Origin of the sequence: Paenibacillus lentimorbus NRRL B-30488 (genome assembly GCF_000411595.1) — a bacterium.
Taxonomy (GTDB): Bacteria; Bacillota; Bacilli; order Bacillales; family Bacillaceae; genus Bacillus; species Bacillus velezensis.
In genome coordinates, this window is record NZ_ANAT01000045.1 from 174,195 (window position 1) to 192,212 (window position 18,018).

Here is an 18,018-nt window from a genome sequence, read left to right on the forward strand (position 1 = left end):
ATTGAGCTGGCCTATCGAACCAGACATTTTATTAAAGCTGGGCATTGCCACGCTGATCGGCATGATCATCGGTCTTGAACGAGAACTGAAAAACAAACCGCTCGGACTGAAAACCTGTATCGTCATCGCCGTCAGCTCCTGTATGCTGACGATCGTCAGCATTAATGCGGCATATCATTTCCCAAAATATTACCGTATCATGATGGATCCGCTCCGCCTTCCCGCCCAAATCATTTCCGGCGTCGGTTTTATCGGCGCGGGCGTGATCCTGCGTAAAAGCAATGACGTCATATCCGGCCTGACGACATCGGCTATCATCTGGGGCGCGGCCGGGCTGGGTCTGGCTACAGGCGCCGGCTTTTATAAAGAGGCGTTCGCAAGCCTCTTGTTTATCCTGATCAGTGTCGAATTTCTTCCGTGGCTGATCAGAAAAATCGGTCCCAACCGCTTGAAGGAAAAGGATATCCGCGTGAGAATGTCTCTTTCCGATAAAGACAAAATGACCGAGATTTTAAAGGAAATGAAAAGCAAACAGCTCCGCATTCACTCCGTCCGGATTGATGATCTGGGTGAAAAAGAATTTCCGATTATGGAAGTGAAAGTCAGTGTTCATAAAAACCGCTACACCACTGACGTCTATTATGATATTAAAGAAATTCAGGGCGTCGTCGGAGTGAAATGTGATACGTTATAAAAAACGCCGGGCTGGATTCAGCCGGCGTTTTTCTATTTATACGAATGCAGAAAATTGATACTCCGTAATCGGTGTTTCATTTTCGATATCGCGCCTGAAGGCTTTCAGCATCCCGAGTTCCTCGTCCCCGAGTGAATTGAGGTCAAACGCCTGATGCAATAATCCGTAGATCAGCATATGGCGCAGCCGGAGGAAATCCGGGATGTGTTCAAACCATGCGGAATCAAGGTCATTTTCTTCCCTGTAGCCTTTCATAAAGTGAGTCATGAATTCACCCGTAAACGCGGCCTTGTCTTCATACGGGATGACCGGATACCACAACATGTTGTACAGCAGAATACTGATATCATTCACAAACCAATTGTAGCCGATATCATCAAAATCAAATGCAGTGATTTTTCCGTTGTCCCAATTGAAATTGCCATGATGCAGATCGGCGTGCACAAGGCCGTAGTTTTCAGGATTCTTCGGCAAACGGCGCAGTTTTTCCATTAGAGCATCCGCCCGCTCAAATACGAGATGCTGATCTGCGGGCACGTATTTTCTCAGCTTCAGCTGCTCCTCTTCATCCCATTCCTGCCTTTTATATGCCGGATCGCTCAGACGGTAGCTTTTCGTCAGCCGGTGCATGTTCCCCGTGTACTTTCCAAGCTGGTAAAACAGAGTTCCGTTCCAGTCTGATTCCTCCACTTTGCGTCCGGGCGCTTTTTCATAGACTCTTAATAAAAACGCTCCGCCTTTTCCGTCCGGCACTTCTTCGACATCTTTGCCATTTAATGAAGGAATCGGCTTTGCTACTGAAAGCCCTCCCTTTGCCAGATGATGAAGCCATTCCATTTCTCCGAGAATATATTCCGGTGTTCTTCTGATCGTATGCGTAATTTTTAAGATATACGGTTCGTTATCTTTCACAATTTCATATACGTAGTTCTCTGCGTCCGCGATAAATTGAAACTTGGTAAATCCGTATATTTCACCTGCTTCAGCGAGCACCTTATCTTCCTCAAAAATCGCTTTAATATCTTTATGCATGCTGATTCACCCTTTTCATAACGTTTGTAGGCGGTGTGTGTACTCAGCAAATGTCATTCATCAACATTCCTGCCCTTCTTTTTTCACAGCAGATTCGTAACATCCGCTTAGAAATGCAATGTGTTTTCCTGTTAATTCCTAATTATACAAATATCTTAACATACCTCATTCCTCTCTCCAACGATATTCACACTCTTGGTTAATCGTAAATATGGACGGTCGGTTCTTTGTCACCCGCATTGCGGACGATCAGCGCTTCCTGCCCGTCAGACGAGGTAATGTTAATTTCGACATCAACTGAGCCTTTTGAATAATAATCCATCAGCTCACCTGTTAAGTATTGGGTAAAGGCGATGACTTCGCTTTTCCCGTAAAATTGCATCGGGATTTCAATCTTCATTTTTCTCATTTCATCGTTTTCGTACATTGCCGTTCCGACAACTCCTGTGTAATTCGGGAAGTAGCTGTCGATGGCGTTTTTGAAGCGTTTAAACACTTCGGAATCATCAGGGTATTTCTTTGCCGTGTCTGTATCCGCCGGATAGAAGACGTACTTTTCTTTGACATCATCCCAGTTTGAAATGGTGGATGAGCCGGCCTTGACTTCTGTTTTCGCAATGTAATTCCCCGGTACGATTGATGTTTTCGGCGCTTGTTTATAAAGGGCGACGGTAATCGGCACATTTTTCAGGTTATCCATTTTCCGAAGGCGGTTAACGACTTCCTGTGCGATTTCTTCACCGTGGCTGCGGATCGTTTTGTCGCTGAGCTCCACTTCCTGCTGCGGATCACCTGTGTTTTCGCGGTAATAGTATACAGAGTTGAGAGCGAGACCGATCATGACACCGCCAAGCTGGATGGAATTTTTATCTTTTCTTACTAGGTAATCCTGCTCAAGCATGGACGCTAAGTAAATCGGGCTGTTTTCGTTTTCTCTTTTGCTGATCCCGAGCTTGGCAGCACCGGGTTTAAGCCGAGATTCTGGAAATTGGCGTCTGCCTTTTTCGCCTTTTTCAGATCACTGCCTTCTTTTTTGCGGTCAAGCCAGCTGAGTACCGTGTCCTCATCTAAATACTGGCCTTCCTGATACAAATAGTCATCCGTCGGGAACGTGTCTTGAGCGAGCCGCATCAGCCCCGTCTCGAATTCATCGATGTCCAGCCTCGTGTTCAGCCGGTCCGCGGTCAGGCCGCGCGCTTTTCCGGCCTTAAACGGGAGCACCATTTTATAGTAGGAATCAGAGATATTATATTTCGGTATGATCGCTTTTTCAGAAGACTTTGCCGTTTTCTGCGTGATCTCTTCCTCTTTTTTTCCCCCGAAACTCGGCGAACAGGCCGACAGCATGAGTACTGCCGCCGTTGCCGTCGCCGCCAATGCCAACATCTTTTTCAATAGAAAACACTCCTCTTATTTCTTTAGCTCTCCCAATAGCTGTGCTTCATTCCATACTTCAATGTTTAATTCCTGCGCTTTTGTCAGCTTGCTTCCGGCCGCTTCTCCGGCAATCAGCAAGTCTGTTTTTTTGCTGACAGATCCCGTCAGCTTTCCGCCGAGCGCTTCAATCTGCGCCTTGGCTTCATTTCTGGACAGCTCTTCAAGCTTTCCGGTTAACACGATGGTTTTGCCGGCAAAATAAGAGTCGCTGTCCTCCGCTTTTACTTTTTTCGGGCCTTTGTAGAGTGTGTTCACACCGAGTTCCTCAAGTTCATTCAAAAGCTCAAGCATTTCCTCTTTGCGGAAATAGGTGATAACGGCATCGGCCATCTTTTCGCCGATTTCATCTACCGCAAGCAGCTCTTCTTCCGTGGCTTGTTTCAGATTTTCCAGGCTTTCAAAATGCATGGCCAGTGTTTTGGCCGCTTTTGAGCCGATAAAACGGATGCCGAGACCGAACAGCAGGCGTTCCAGCGAATTCTCTTTCGACTTTTGGATGGAGCTGATCAGATTGTCAGTTGATTTTTCCCCCATCCGCTCAAGCCGGATAACCTGTTCTTTCGTCAGCTTATACAAATCAGCTACATTACGGACGAGATGTTCACGGAAAAGCTGTGTGATGACACGTTCTCCGAGTCCGTCAATATTCATCGCGTTGCGTGAGACAAAGTGAATCAGGCCTTCTCTAATCTGCGCCGGACATTCCGGATTGATGCAGCGCAGCGCGACTTCCCCTTCAATGCGGACAAGTTCGCTTTCGCACTCAGGGCAGCTGGTCGGCATATTGAATTCTTTTTCTTCCCCGGTCCGCTGTTCAATTAAGACATTGACGACCTCAGGGATGATGTCGCCCGCTTTTTTGACGACCACTTTATCGAGAATGCGGATATCCTTCTCTTTAATTAAATCTTCGTTATGAAGGGATGCTCTTGAGACCGTCGTTCCCGCGACTTTTACCGGTTCCAGAACGGCGGTCGGCGTAATAACGCCCGTTCTTCCGACATTCAGTTCGATATCGAGCAGTTTTGTCACGACCTCTTCCGCCGGGAATTTATAAGCAATCGCCCAGCGCGGGCTTTTTGCCGTATACCCGAGTTCTTCCTGCTGGTCGAGCGAATCGACTTTGATGACGATTCCGTCAATTTCATAAGGGAGATCGGCCCGCTTCGCCTGCAGCTCTTCGATCATTTCAATGACTTCATCTATCGTGGCGCATTTTTTCCGTTCCTGGTTTGTTTTAAAACCGAGATCATCCAGAAAATCCAGGCCCTGACTCTGTGTTTCCACACCCATCTCGTCAAGCTCCGCTATACTGTAGACGAAGATGTCAAGATTTCGTTTCGCTGCAATTTTCGGATCGAGCTGTCTGAGTGAGCCCGCAGCCGCGTTCCGGGGATTGGCGAACGGCTCCTCTTCATGTTTCAGCCTTTCCTCATTGAGCGCTTCAAATGACTGTTTCGGCATGTACGCCTCTCCGCGCACTTCTATGGAAAGATTCCGTTTCATTTTCAGCGGAATGTTGCGGATCGTTTTTAAGTTTTCCGTGATATCTTCGCCCGTCGTTCCGTCTCCTCTTGTCGCGCCTCTGACGAAATAGCCGTCTTCATAACGGAGAGAAACAGCAAGACCGTCTATTTTCAGCTCCACATTGTAAGCGACGCCGTCACCGACAGCCTGACGGACGCGGCGGTCAAAATCGCGGAGATCATCATCGTTAAATGCGTTGCCGAGACTGAGCATCGGCGTGCCGTGCTGCACCTTTTGAAAAGATTCAAGCACCGCTCCCCCGACCCGCTGTGTGGGCGAATCAGGCGTTCTGAGCTCCGGGTGCTCTTCCTCTATGGCAATCAGCTCCTGCATCAGTCTGTCGTACTCGGAATCCGGCACGCTCGGTTCATCTAAGGTGTAATATTCATAACTGTACTGATCGATGGTGCGGCGCAATTCTTCTGCCCGGTGTTTCGCTGTTTCTTTGTCCATCATGTTCTTCCTTTCCTCTTCAGGTTACTGCTTTTCAATCGGCGCAAAAGCGGCAAGCAGACGCTTCACGCCGACTGGGCTCGGGAATGCGATATCAAGCTCGGTGCTCTCGCCTTCTCCTTTTACGCTGACAACCGTTCCGGTGCCCCATTTTTTATGGCCCGCTTTATCGCCGACCGCCCAGCTGAGCGAGTCGCCGCCTGTTTTGTTCGCGTAGGAAACGGGACGGGATACGGGCCCGCGTTTCGGCTGCACTTTTCGTCCCGGCTGCATGCGAGGTGTTTTCTTCTCATTTAGGTTCTCCAATAAATCGCCAGGTATTTCCCTGATAAAGCGGGATTCCGGATTCATATTGGTGCGGCCGAATAAGGTTCGCATTTTGGCATTCGTTAAATACAGTTCTTCTTCCGCCCTCGTAATGCCTACATATGCGAGCCTGCGTTCTTCTTCCATCTCGGCTTCTTCCATCAGGGAGCGGCTGTGCGGGAACACGCCTTCTTCCATGCCCATTAAGAACACGACTGGAAATTCAAGCCCCTTAGCGGCGTGCAGTGTCATTAAAGTGACGGCATCCTTTCCGCCTGATTCTTCTTCCTTCTGGTCGAGCTGGTCAATATCCGCGATCAGCGCCAGATCAGTCAGAAACGCGACGAGAGACTTGTCTTCGCTTTTTTGTTCGAAGTTTTTCGTCACGGAAAGAAACTCGTCGATATTTTCAAGGCGGCTTTGGGCTTCGATTGATTTTTCGGCCTTCAGCATTTCTCTGTATTCCGTTTTTTCGAGAATTTCTTCCGTGAGTTCCGTAATGGACAGATAATCCTGCATGTTCGTCAGATTCTCAATCATCGCGCCAAAGCCGTCAAGCGCGTTTGCCGCTTTTGCGCTGACGCCGATGAAATCAACCTGTTTGATCGCCTGGAACATTGACATTCCGTTCATCGCCGTATATGAAGCGATTTTTTCTAGCGAAGTGGCGCCGACGCCACGCTTCGGCACATTGACGATCCGCGTAAAACTGATGTCGTCGTCCGGGTTTGACACAAGGCGCAGATATGCAAGAATGTCTTTAATTTCTTTCCTGTCGTAGAACTTGGTTCCGCCGACGATATTGTAGTTCAGACCGGATTTTAAAAGGGTTTCCTCAATGACGCGCGACTGGGCGTTTGTCCGGTATAAAATCGCGATATCGGAAAGCTTCCGCCGGCCCGAGCTGTGCAGCTCATAAATTTTGCCCGCGACGAATTGGCCTTCGCCGAATTCATTGTCGCCGCTGTAATAAGAAAGCTTGATGCCTTCGTCATTTTCCGTCCACAGGTTTTTCGGCTTGCGATTTGAGTTGTTTTTGATCACTTCGTTAGCAGCTTGCAGAATCCGCTTTGTTGAGCGGTAGTTTTGCTCGAGCAGAATCACGTTTGCGCTCGGATAATCTTTTTCAAAGGAAAGGATATTCGCGATATCCGCCCCGCGCCATCTGTAAATGGACTGGTCGGAGTCACCGACGACGCAGATATTTTCAAGACGGGCCGCAAGCTGCTTCACAAGCAGGTATTGCGCCCTGTTCGTATCCTGATACTCGTCTACGTGAATGTACTGGAATTTGCGCTGATAAAACTCAAGCACTTCCGGCACACGCTCAAAAAGCTTAATCGTCGTCATGATTAAATCATCAAAATCGAGCGATTGGTTTTTCAGCAGTTTTTTCTGATAATCGGTATACACGTCACTCGTGACCTGATCGTAGTAGCCGCCGGCCGTTTTTGCGAATTCCTCAGGTTCGATCAGCTCGTTTTTTGCGCTGCTGATGGAGCCTAAAATACTTCTCGGATCAAACTTTTTCGGATCGATATTCCGCTCTTTCAAAATCCCTTTAATAACGGAAAGCTGATCAGCCGTATCAAGAATGGAGAAGTTTCGGTTGATGCCGATTCTGTCAATATCCCTGCGCAGAATCCGCACGCACATGCTGTGGAAGGTGGAAATCCAGATTTCATCCGCGCCGGGTCCGAGAATGCTCTCCACCCGCTCCTTCATTTCTCTGGCTGCTTTATTTGTAAAGGTAATCGCCAGAATGTTCCATGGCGCCACGTGTTTTTCCGCCATTAAGTATGCGATTCTGTGCGTCAGCACACGTGTTTTTCCGCTTCCCGCGCCTGCCATCAGAAGCAGCGGACCGTCCGTCGTCTTGACCGCTTCCTGCTGAACGGGATTTAATCCGCTTAATAATTGATTGCTAATGTAATTCATATCCGTTCACCGCCTATCAAACATATGTTCTATCATAAATCAATTTCGTCCGCTTGGCTACTTTGTCTTTACAGCCGCCACCGTTTTGAGCGCCTGATCAAAATCTTCATATACGGCATTTCCGACAACGATGACATCGGCATGACGGCCGAACCGTTCCGCCGTTTCCGCGTCTTTAATCCCGCCTCCGTAAAACAGGACGGACTTGTCCAGCACAGCCTTCGTTTTCTCCACCGTTTCTATGTCCGCCAGCATCCCGCTGTATTCCAGATAAAAAATCGGGAGATGAAGCAAATGTTCCGCGACCCGCGCATAGGCGAGAATATCTTCTGTTTCTATATGTGTATCCGCCTCCGTCAAAGCGGCCGCCTTACAATCAGGGTTGACGATGCAGTAGCCCTCCGTCACGATTTCCTCCATTGACATGAGCTCTCCGTATTCTTTCATCGCCTGATGATGCATGCCGACAATCCAGTCCGCCTTTTTGCTGTTGAGCACACTCGGAATGAAATAAAGATCAAACCCGGGCACAATGGAATCAATCGTCGACACCTCAAGTACGCACGGCACTAAAAACCGCCGCACCTTTGACATCAGTCTCAGCACATTGTCCTCGGTGATATTGTCGCTTCCTCCGATCACAATGGCGTCAGTCCCTGATTCACAAAGCCGTTCCAGCTGTTCATCCGGTAAATCTTTATTCGGATCGAGTTTAAAAACATGCTTCCACTCGTTAACATCGTACATGCGTTTTCTTTCCTCCATTCGTTTCTTGCCATTTAAACATTATAACAAATTCGTTTGGCCCGGAAAAACGGAAAAAGACGTCATTCACCTGATTCACAAAAAAAGATTGCGCTCCGCCGGACGGGAAACGGCTATGTTTGAAAACAGACAATATGTGGAATGTCAAAGAGAAAAAAGACAAGGAGTCTGATCTCAATGGAACAAGCCATTATCGTACTGATTTGTATATTGATTTTTATTATTTTAGTTCCCGCCGCATTGTTTCTCTGGATATACATAAGAGACGAAAAGCAGGAAGAACATTCAGTGCTGCGCAATTATCCCGTAGCGGGAAAACTGCGCTACATATTTGAAAAAATCGGACCTGAGCTGCGGCAGTATTTATTCAGCAATGATAACGAAGAACAGCCGTTTTCCCGGAGAGAATATGAACAGACGGTCATGTCGGGAAAGTATAAGAGCAGAATGATGGGCTTCGGCTCAGAACGGGATTTCAATCAGCCGGGCTATTATATCCGTAACGCCCTCTTCCCGAAACAAAGGGAGGAGCTGCGCGCAGATCAGACGCCGAAGATCGACACGATGGTATACAAGATTGACAAGGACAACCTGCTGAAACGCAGCGAACACCGCGAAAAAGCAAAAGCGGACCCTTATTACCTGCATCCGGACGATGTGCAAGTGATCGGCCGCGACACATGCAAGAAGCCGTTTTATGTGAAAGGGTTAATCGGACAATCAGCGATGAGCTACGGCTCACTTGGCGACAGGGCAATCACCGCCCTGTCAAAAGGGCTGCACCAGGCCGGCGGCACATGGATGAATACAGGCGAAGGCGGCCTGTCTGAGTATCACCTGAAAGGCGGCGCGGATATTATCTGCCAAATCGGCCCCGGGCTGTTCGGCGTGCGCACTGAAGATGGAGAATTTTCATGGGAAGAATTTAAGAAAAAAAGCCGCCTCGAGCAGATTAAAGCCTTTGAATTAAAGCTTGCGCAAGGGGCGAAAGCAAGAGGCGGTCATATTGACGGTTCAAAGGTGACCGAAGAAATTGCCGCCATCAGAAATGTGCAGCCCGGACAATCCATTGACAGCCCAAACCGCTTCAACGAATTCTCAAATGTTCCGGACATGCTTGATTTCATTGAGAAATTAAGAACTGTCGGTGAAAAACCGGTCGGCATCAAAATTGTCCCGGGCAGCCGCAAAGACCTTGAAGACCTTATGTCCTGTATGAGTTCATCAGGCAAACTTCCCGACTTTATTACGATTGACGGCAGTGAAGGGGGAACGGGAGCTTCTTTCCATGAACTGGCGGATTCCGTCGGCCTGCCGATTCTGACCGGCCTCCCCCTTGTTGACGGCCTTTTGAAGACATACGGTATAAGAGATAAGCTGAAAATTTTCGCATCCGGAAAGCTGCTCACTCCGGATAAGATTGCCGTTGCCCTCGCGTTAGGCGCGGATTTTGTCAATATTGCCCGGGGAATGATGTTTTCAGTCGGCTGTATCCGCGCTCAAGTATGCCACACCAATCATTGTCCTGTCGGAGTAGCGACAACCGATCCAAAACTTCAGCGCGCGCTCAGTATCGAGGATAAACAGCACCGCGTCTGCAACTACGTGCTCTCGTTGCGTGAAGGGCTGTTTCACCTTGCCGCGGCGGCGGGTATCAGCTCGCCGATTCATTTCTCAGCTGAACACATCGTATACCGGGAGGAAGACGGAAGCCTGAGGGAACTTCCCGGCCTTTTGAATCAGCACGCATAAAAAAAACCGCCTGCCGTCATCGGCAGAGCGGTTTTTTACGTAGCTGAGGAGGATTCTCCTTTGTTTACTCGGTCAAGCGCCATTTCATAGGCGTCGTTCCCGTAATTTAAGCAGCGCTTCACCCGGGAAATCGTCGCTGTGGAAGCACCCGTTTCGCTTTCAATTTTGTGATACGTATTTCCTTCGCGGAGCATTCTCGCCACTTCCAAACGCTGCGCCAGCGATTGGATTTCATTAATCGTACAAAGATCGTCAAAGAAACGATAGCATTCCTCCAGATCTTTCAGCGATAAAATAGATAAAAATAACTGGTCCAGTTCTTTTCCGCGTAATTTATCGATTTGCATCGTCAAACACCTTCTCCTTTACTAATGGAAGCTGCATCGAGATCAGGCACGATATTAATCCATGTCTTTCCTGGCACAAACGGAAGAATCTCACCGCCTTTTACGGGCAGAATACGGCCGTCTTTATATTCCCAGTCTGACTCTATAACATCGCCGTGCTGAAGCAGGAGGCCCTTCCCCCCTGACTGAATATCGATGGCCCGCCTTCCATCTTTGTCTGTCATACGATGGCCGGCTTCAACAATAAAAATGTTGTGCATGGCTAAAGGCTTTCCGGTCTCCCGGTCTGTCGCTTTCACACCATCAGAGCTTCTTGTATAAGCATCAGCTTTTTTATCATAATCGTATTCGACAAGATTTGTAACGTTTTGTGTTCCATAATCTATCCGAATATTGTAGGTTTCGTTTCCGGGTTTTGCATCTGATGTCTGAAATGGGAGCGGTTCTGTTTTTCCGTTCAGCTTGTATCCTTTTTGTTCCGCCGCCTTCCTGATATTGTCATACGACGTGTAGGAATTGTGGGGCGGCTTGCTGAAATCGGCTCTCCAAAACAGGCTTCCGTCAAAATCCAAACCGTTTATATAATCGTAAGTTCCGGACTCCAGCTGCTTTTTAGCGCCGGGACTCCAGCCATGATGGACAAATATGCTGTTAAACCCGCTGCTGAGCGTGACAAAATATTCCCTCGCGCTCCGCACAGGCCCGACCGTTTCCGGCATCTCACTTTGAAAAATCGCGAGAAACCGCGTAATCCGGCCTTCCGCGAGCGCTTCGATGACAACATCCGCCTTTGACAGCCCGGATTGGGGCCTCGCCTTTGGATGATTGTTCACTGCGACTGCAATCGGACGGCGTTCTGCAAGCTTCTGCTCAGTTTTCAGCCCCGTTAAAGGAGCTTCCGCTTCTTTCGGCTGCACCTGATCGGCATTGTTCTGCCGGCAGGCGGCAAGCATCAAAAACGCAAAACAAAGCATACAAACGGTTTTCCATCTTTTCATATGTCGGCTCCCTGCTTTTATATTTTAACGCATTATCGATGGAAAGAGTACAGTTTTTTTCATCACGTCGAATATTCCTCTCGGCGTAATGCGGATATAAGGCAGGTGTGTGCTCTGCAAAAAGAGCAGCGTATAGATCGGATCGCAGAATCGGTAGCCCCGCTCCTCCAGCAACGTCCTCAGTTTTTGCTCTTTCTCAAGCACTTCTTCATAATTCTCCGCGGATGCAGAACCGTTTAAAGCGAGGGGAATCTCATGAAGAATCTTCCCGTTTTCGGCAAGCACGATTCCGCCGCCGATTTCTTTCATCCGTGAGAAAGCGAGCAGGATATCTTCTTTATTTTTTCCGGCAGCGATAATATCTCCGGTTGTCGTGTAGGAACTGACAAAGCCCTGCACCCGATCGGCAAAACCTTTCAGCATTGTATTGACCCGCCACTTTCCATGCTTATCGAGAAGCGTGAGATAGCATTCATCATGATCAAAAGAAAGCTGGTCAACAGAATTATCAATCGCAATCATATACGGCTCCATAATGACGGCGTTGCGCATTATCACACCCATCGGCATTGAAAACTGTAAATCATCCATCGTCATATCATATGAAAGCTCAAGAGGGACAAGACCGCCCTTTTTCCAATCCGTTTCTGTAAACGCCTTCATATTTCGGCCGTCTTCCCTCAGCAGGATGCCTTTGGAGATCACCGTGACCGGGTCCGGATTCATCGGGTCATCGAGAATGTTCAATGAAGCAAGCCGGCCCGGACCGATCACACCGAGAAAGTCATCCATTTGATAATACTTCGCGATATTAAAGGAGGCCATATTGTAGGCGTCAATCGCCGGAACCCCTTCCTCCAAAGCGATTTTGATTAATTCATTCGTCATGCCGCCTTTATAAAAATGCGGCGTCGCTCCATCCGTCGTGTAAAAGAAATGATCATAATGCCGGAAGCCTTTTTGATGGAGATCCTGCAAAATCGTTCTCAAATCAGGGCGGATGGATGAATGTCTGAGCGAGACATAGTAACCCAATTCAAGCCGTCTCATCACCTCGTCTCCATTCATCGCCTCGTGGTCAGAATCAGCCCCGAACAGTTTCATCTTCGTCAGTGTTTTTTCAGAGGCTCCGGGAAAATGCCCTTCTATCCGCTTGCGCAGTTTCTTTGTCGCCTGCATGCAATGAAGCATCAAGTCATCGCCGTCCATGAGGCGCGGCCATCCGGTCAATTCTCCGCCTTGAATGACATCCGGGTGCTCAATCCATTGCTTGCGGACATCAAAAGAAAGGAGCTGATCCTCATTCAGCACTTCAGTCTGCAGATCATATCTGGACCACCAAAAATATTGCACCGGCTGTTTTTTCAGTTCTTCCAATATAGTAAGCGCTTTCTTTTTACCGCTGTGCAAAAGAAAAACAAGTTATCATTAACAAACGTCGTTGTTCCGAATTGAGACACATATTCGGCGAGCGTTTGGGGATTATATATTTGAAAAGGATGTGTATGCGGTTCAATGTAACCTGGCACAATGTATTTTCCTTCACAATTTATGGTATGAATGTGCTCTGCTGCATCAGGAAGCTCATGACCAACATATACAATTCGGTCTCCGTAAATCCAGACGTTCTTTTTCAGCCATTGTTTTAAAAAAGGATTTAATACGAGAGCATCCCGTAAAAGTAGCGTTGGAAGCAGCTTTGAGTCTACAACATCCGCCTGTGATCTGATGTCTTTATTTTTCCAGTTAAAGGTACGTTCGGACATTCACATACTCTCCTTCGCTTATATTAGACCCATCGTATCACATCCGCACAATTATCGCACGGCTAAAACGTTACAAATTATTGAAGATGAATGAAAAACTTTTTCTAAGGGAGCTGAAATGATGAAACCGAATATCAGTTTATTAAACGCCGTTATGCGCATCACTTGCGGCCTCACCATTTTGTCTGCCGCTTCAGCGAAATACACGAGAAAACCTTGGTGCAAGATGCATCTCTTCTGTATGATAATGGGCGCGATGAAAGCGGCGTCCGGCATCCTCCGCTTCTGTCCGGTGACATATATGTTCCAAACCGGAATGAATCAGGAAGACAGCTACCAGCAAGAAAAATAACAAGCCGTTTCGGCTTGTTATTTAATTTCTCCTGTCCCGCGAGTCTGAGAAGAATCTGCCGGCGATCCCGGCATCACAAAAGCCGGGACAGAATTCAAGACTGCATGACAATCTTAGTCGTCATTCAGAAGAAAACCCGCATCTTATATGACGCGGGGGTTTCCTCTTTATCGCTGCGATGCTTTCAGCGCACGGGCGCCGATATCGCTTCTGTAAAACAGTCCGGGTTTTGCCAGCCCTGAAACGGCGCTGTACACTTTATCCCTCGCCGCTTCAAATGTCTCAGCAAATGCCGTGACATTGGCGACCCGGCCGCCGTTTGTAACAAATTGTCCGCCGTCTTTTTTCGTTCCGGCATGAAAAACGGCGATCCCGTCTTCAGCGGACGTCAAACTGCCGATCGGCGTCCCTTTCGCATAGCCTTCCGGATAGCCTTCTGAAGCCAGCACAACGCTGACCGCGGCCGTGTCCTTCCACCTTAGGTCAACATCCTTCTCATGCAGTAGATCTAAGAGCACCTGAATGAGGTCAGATTCCATTCTCGGCACGACGACCTGTGTTTCCGGATCTCCGAAGCGCGCGTTGAATTCAATGACTTTTGATCCGTTTTCCGTCAGAATCAGCCCCGCGTACAGCACGCCCGTGAAGGAGCGTCCCTCTTTCACCATTGCTTTTGCCGCCGGCTTCACAATCGTTTCGACTGCGCTTCTGACGATATCATCGGAAATGTGCGGCACCGGTGAGTAGGCGCCCATTCCGCCCGTGTTCGGACCTTTATCTCCATCGAAGGCGCGTTTATGATCTTGAGCGATGACCATCGGATAGACGGTCTCCCCTTTTACAAACGCCATTAAAGAAAATTCTTCGCCGGCGAGGAACTCTTCAATGACAACAGATGCGCTCGCCTCCCCGAATTTCTCATCCTCAAGAAAATCGTGCAGGCATTCAATCGCTTCTTCTTCCGTCATCGCGACCGTGACACCTTTTCCGGCGGCAAGTCCGTCCGCTTTAATGACAATCGGCGCGCCTTTTTGCTGTACATATGCTTTCGCCTCTTCAAATGAAGTAAACGTCTCATACTCCGCCGTCGGAATGCCGTATTTTTTCATTAAATCCTTGGCAAACTGTTTGCTTCCTTCAATAATAGCCGCTTTTTCAGACGGTCCGAAAACAAGCAGTCCGGCTTTTTCAAACTGGTCGGCTATCCCTTCAATCAGAGGAACTTCAGGGCCGATAATCGTCAGGCCGACATGATGTTCTTTCGCAAACGCAATGAGTGCGGCATGATCGCTTTCTTCAATGTTGACCAGCGTCGCGCAGTCTGCCATACCGTCATTTCCGGGCGCGGCGTACACCGTGTCAACAAGCGGGCTTTGCGCCGCTTTCCAAGCCAATGTATGCTCTCTGCCGCCTTTTCCGATAATCAATACATTCACGCTTCGTTCCCCTCCTTAATGTTTGAAATGTCTGATGCCGGTGAATACCATGGCGATTCCGTATTCATCCGCTTTTTTAATCGAATCTTCATCGCGGACCGATCCGCCGGGCTGGATAATCGCCGTGACACCGGCTTTTGCGGCTTCTTCGACTGTATCCGGCATCGGGAAAAACGCGTCTGATCCGAGCGCGCTGCCTTTCGCTTTTTCTCCGGCCTGCTCAATGGCGATTTTGGCTGAACCGACGCGATTCATCTGTCCTGCGCCCACACCGACCGTCATATGGTCTTTTGTAAGAACGATCGCGTTGGATTTCACGTGTTTGACGACTTTCCAGGCCAGCTTCAAATCTTCCCATTCCTGCTCGCTCGGCTCTCTTTTTGTCGGAATGCTGATTTCGGCATTATCAAATCCATGGACGTCTAAATCTTGAATCAAAAGACCGCCCTGTACGGAAGTCAGCTGTTTTTCTTTCTTTCCTGATGCGGTTACGTCAAGCGTAAGCAGACGAAGGTTTTTCTTCGCCGTCAGCACGTTCAGCGCTTCTTCACTGAAAGAAGGGGCGATAATGATCTCTAAAAAAATGCCGTGAAGGGCTTCAGCCGTTGCCTGATCAACTTCACGGTTCAGCGCGATGATGCCGCCGAAAATGGAAGTTTTATCAGCTTCATACGCTTTATTGAATGCTTCCTCAATTGAAGCTCCCGTACCGACTCCGCATGGATTCATATGTTTAACGGCAACAGCTGCGGGTTCTGTAAATTCCCGGACGATTTGAACGGCCGCATCCGCGTCCTTAATGTTGTTGTAAGAAAGCTCTTTACCGTGAAGCTGTTTTGCCGCCGCGATGGAACCGGAGACAGGAAGTGCGCTTTGGTAGAAAACCGCCTCTTGGTGAGGGTTTTCACCGTAGCGGAGCGACTGTTTTTTCTCAAAAGTAACGGTGAATTGCTCAGGGTCTTTCTCACCGGCCTCGCGTGTTAAGTAATCAGCGATTAATGCGTCGTATGCCGCGGTATGGCGGAATACTTTGGCCGCAAGCTCGCGTTTTCTTTTGAGCGAAACGCCGCCGTGTTCTTTCATCTCATTGAGCACAGAGCTGTAATCGGCCGGATCTGTGATGACCGTCACATCCTGATGGTTTTTCGATGCAGCGCGCAGCATGCCGGGGCCGCCGATATCAATGTTTTCTATCGCTTCATCGTATGTTACGTCTTCTTTTGAAATCGTTTCTTTAAACGGATAAAGGTTGACGACCACAAGGTCAATCGGTGCAATGCCGTGCTCATTGATCTGCGCCATATGCTCTTCATTGTCTCTTACGGCAAGCAGTCCGCCGTGAATATTAGGATGGAGCGTTTTTAACCGTCCGTCCATAATTTCAGGAAATCCAGTCACTTCTGAAATGCCGATGACATCCACACCGTTTTCCTGAAGAAGTTTTTTTGTTCCTCCGGTCGAAATGACTTCGACGCCGAGCTCTGTCAGTTCCTTTACGAAAGGTACGAGATTTGTTTTATCAGAAACACTGATTAGTGCGCGTTTGATTGTCATGCCTTTTCACCTCTGTTATTTAGTCCCAGCAGCCGTTTCACAACGCTCGGATACCATTTGTGCTCAAGCTCGTGTATTGTATGCTCTATGTCTTCAAGCGTATCGTTTTCCTGTATTTCGAATGCTTTTTGCGCGATAATCGGTCCGGTGTCCATGCCTTCGTCGACGTAATGAACGGTAATGCCGGCCACTTTCACACCGGCCCGATACGCCTGTCCGACAGCGTCAATCCCAGGGAATGCCGGAAGAAGCGAGGGATGTATATTAATAATGCGGCCCCCGTATGCTCCAAGCAGCGTATCTCCAATCAGTCTCATATAGCCGGCGAGAACGATTAATTCCGCCTCGTGCAGACGCAGCTGTTCAATAATGGCCCGTTCAAAGGCCGCTTTGTTTTCAAAAGATGACGGTTCAAAGGCGAATGACGGGATATGTAAAGCCTCCGCCCTTTCCACTGCCTTTGCCTGAGGCTTATCCGTCACGAGAAGCGAGAGCTCCGCATCCCACTTCTCTTCTCTCATGCGTTTGGCAATGGCCTCGAAGTTCGATCCGTTTCCTGAAGCAAATACCGCAAACTTTTTCATGAAAGAGCCGCACCGCCGAAAGAAATGCCTTCGCCCCGCTTGACCCGGCCGATCAAATAAGCCTTCTCGCCCTGAGCTTCAAGCGTGCCGATGACGTCTGTCAGGTTTTCTTCTTTAACGGCAAGGACAAAACCGATGCCCATATTAAAAACATTGAACATTTCTTCTTCTTTCAGCTTGCCGTGCTCCTGCAGAAACGGAAAAATCGGCGGGATCGGCCATGATCCGTAATCAATTTCCGCGCTCAATCCGTCCGGCAGCATCCGCGGGATGTTCTCGATGAATCCTCCGCCTGTCACATGCGCCATGCCGTCCACCTTACCGCTTTTCACCGCCTTGAGCACCGGCTTCACATATATTCTCGTCGGTTCCAGCAATTCTTCTCCGAGAGGACGCGCAAACGGTTCATAGACAGTATCCAAATCAAGTCCGCCGTCATCAAGAAGCACTTTTCTCACCAGGGAGAATCCGTTGCTGTGAAGGCCGCTTGAAGTAAGTCCGATTAAGAGATGCCCCTCTTCGATATGTTCACCGGTGACGATTTCATCTTTTTCCGCGACGCCGACTGAAAAGCCCGCAATATCGTATTCATCAGACGTATACAGCCCCGGCATTTCCGCCGTCTCACCGCCGATAAGCGCTGATCCTGACTGCTCGCATCCGTCCGCCACACCCTGAACGATCTGCTCAATTTTCACCGGATCAGCCTTGCCGACCGCCAAATAATCAAGGAAAAACAGCGGCTCCGCTCCCTGGGCAAGCACATCGTTTACACACATCGCGACCGCATCGACGCCGATCGTGTCATGCTTATCCATTGAAAATGCGAGTTTCAGTTTGGTGCCGACACCGTCTGTTCCGGAAATTAAAACAGGCTTTTGATACGGAAGCTCTGACAGATCAAACATTCCGCCAAAACCGCCCAGGCTTCCCATAACGCCGAGCCTTTTCGTGCGCTCCACGTGTTTTTTCATTCGTTTGACGGCTTCATATCCGGCTTCGATGTCAACTCCGGCATTTTTATAAGCATCAGACATCCCTATCACTCCTTGTCAATTCGTTTCTCCTTAAAAGGCA

At 48.7% G+C, this 18,018-nt stretch carries 13 protein-coding genes and 2 pseudogenes; 3 read left to right on the plus strand and 12 right to left on the minus strand.

Annotated elements, in window-relative coordinates:
- Position 1: 1 nt before the first annotated feature.
- Entirely contained in the window at positions 2-694 is a 693-nt protein-coding gene (locus D368_RS19375; RefSeq protein WP_003155735.1) for an MgtC/SapB family protein, read from the plus strand.
- Positions 695-730: 36 nt separating this feature from the next.
- On the opposite strand, the gene D368_RS19380 is transcribed toward D368_RS19375, so the two are convergent.
- The 5 genes and pseudogenes from D368_RS19380 to pcrB all read right to left on the minus strand — a co-directional run bounded on the left by D368_RS19380 (position 731) and on the right by pcrB (position 8,134).
- The gene (locus tag D368_RS19380) at positions 731-1,726 is read right to left on the minus strand and encodes a phosphotransferase enzyme family protein (protein ID WP_015388584.1); all 996 of its coding nucleotides are present in this window, start codon (positions 1,724-1,726) and stop codon (positions 731-733) included.
- 199 nt (positions 1,727-1,925) lie between these two features.
- A pseudogene (locus D368_RS19385) lies at positions 1,926-3,121 on the minus strand (CamS family sex pheromone protein).
- Between the two features lie 15 nt (positions 3,122-3,136).
- The gene (ligA, locus tag D368_RS19390) at positions 3,137-5,143 is read right to left on the minus strand and encodes an NAD-dependent DNA ligase LigA (protein ID WP_101562794.1); all 2,007 of its coding nucleotides are present in this window, start codon (positions 5,141-5,143) and stop codon (positions 3,137-3,139) included.
- A gap of 24 nt (positions 5,144-5,167) precedes the next feature.
- Positions 5,168-7,387, minus strand: a complete 2,220-nt coding sequence (gene pcrA / locus D368_RS19395; protein ID WP_128575061.1) for a DNA helicase PcrA — start codon at positions 7,385-7,387, stop codon at positions 5,168-5,170.
- A gap of 57 nt (positions 7,388-7,444) precedes the next feature.
- Entirely contained in the window at positions 7,445-8,134 is a 690-nt protein-coding gene (gene pcrB / locus D368_RS19400; protein ID WP_003155740.1) for a heptaprenylglyceryl phosphate synthase, read from the minus strand.
- 195 nt (positions 8,135-8,329) lie between these two features.
- Here pcrB and D368_RS19405 point away from each other — a divergent pair, with 195 nt between their 5' ends.
- The gene (locus D368_RS19405) at positions 8,330-9,904 is read left to right on the plus strand and encodes an FMN-binding glutamate synthase family protein (RefSeq protein ID WP_071391404.1); all 1,575 of its coding nucleotides are present in this window, start codon (positions 8,330-8,332) and stop codon (positions 9,902-9,904) included.
- 35 nt (positions 9,905-9,939) lie between these two features.
- Here the strand turns inward: D368_RS19405 and D368_RS19410 are convergent, their stop codons facing one another.
- The 3 genes and pseudogenes from D368_RS19410 to D368_RS19420 form a co-directional block, all read right to left on the minus strand.
- Complete coding sequence (locus tag D368_RS19410) at positions 9,940-10,251, minus strand: YerC/YecD family TrpR-related protein (RefSeq protein WP_003155745.1); 312 nt, start codon at positions 10,249-10,251, stop codon at positions 9,940-9,942.
- 2 nt (positions 10,252-10,253) lie between these two features.
- Positions 10,254-11,249 (minus strand): DUF3048 domain-containing protein, encoded by a 996-nt coding sequence (locus D368_RS19415; protein ID WP_071391403.1) that lies wholly within the window; start codon positions 11,247-11,249, stop codon positions 10,254-10,256.
- A gap of 24 nt (positions 11,250-11,273) precedes the next feature.
- A pseudogene (locus tag D368_RS19420) lies at positions 11,274-13,015 on the minus strand (adenine deaminase).
- Positions 13,016-13,136: 121 nt separating this feature from the next.
- On the opposite strand from D368_RS19420, the gene D368_RS19425 reads away from it, so the two are divergent.
- Positions 13,137-13,367 (plus strand): YgaP family membrane protein, encoded by a 231-nt coding sequence (locus D368_RS19425; protein WP_128575062.1) that lies wholly within the window; start codon positions 13,137-13,139, stop codon positions 13,365-13,367.
- 167 nt (positions 13,368-13,534) lie between these two features.
- Here D368_RS19425 and purD read toward each other — a convergent pair whose 3' ends face one another.
- Genes purD through purM form a run of 4 tightly spaced genes read right to left on the minus strand, consistent with a single transcriptional unit; the run spans position 13,535 to position 17,978 of the window.
- Complete coding sequence (gene purD / locus D368_RS19430; protein WP_128575063.1) at positions 13,535-14,803, minus strand: phosphoribosylamine--glycine ligase; 1,269 nt, start codon at positions 14,801-14,803, stop codon at positions 13,535-13,537.
- 15 nt (positions 14,804-14,818) lie between these two features.
- Entirely contained in the window at positions 14,819-16,357 is a 1,539-nt protein-coding gene (purH, locus tag D368_RS19435; protein ID WP_128575064.1) for a bifunctional phosphoribosylaminoimidazolecarboxamide formyltransferase/IMP cyclohydrolase, read from the minus strand.
- Entirely contained in the window at positions 16,354-16,941 is a 588-nt protein-coding gene (gene purN, locus D368_RS19440; protein WP_071391398.1) for a phosphoribosylglycinamide formyltransferase, read from the minus strand. Before purN ends, purH begins: the two co-directional genes overlap by 4 nt.
- Positions 16,938-17,978 (minus strand): phosphoribosylformylglycinamidine cyclo-ligase, encoded by a 1,041-nt coding sequence (gene purM / locus D368_RS19445; protein ID WP_071391397.1) that lies wholly within the window; start codon positions 17,976-17,978, stop codon positions 16,938-16,940. Before purM ends, purN begins: the two co-directional genes overlap by 4 nt.
- Positions 17,979-18,018: the final 40 nt, after the last annotated feature.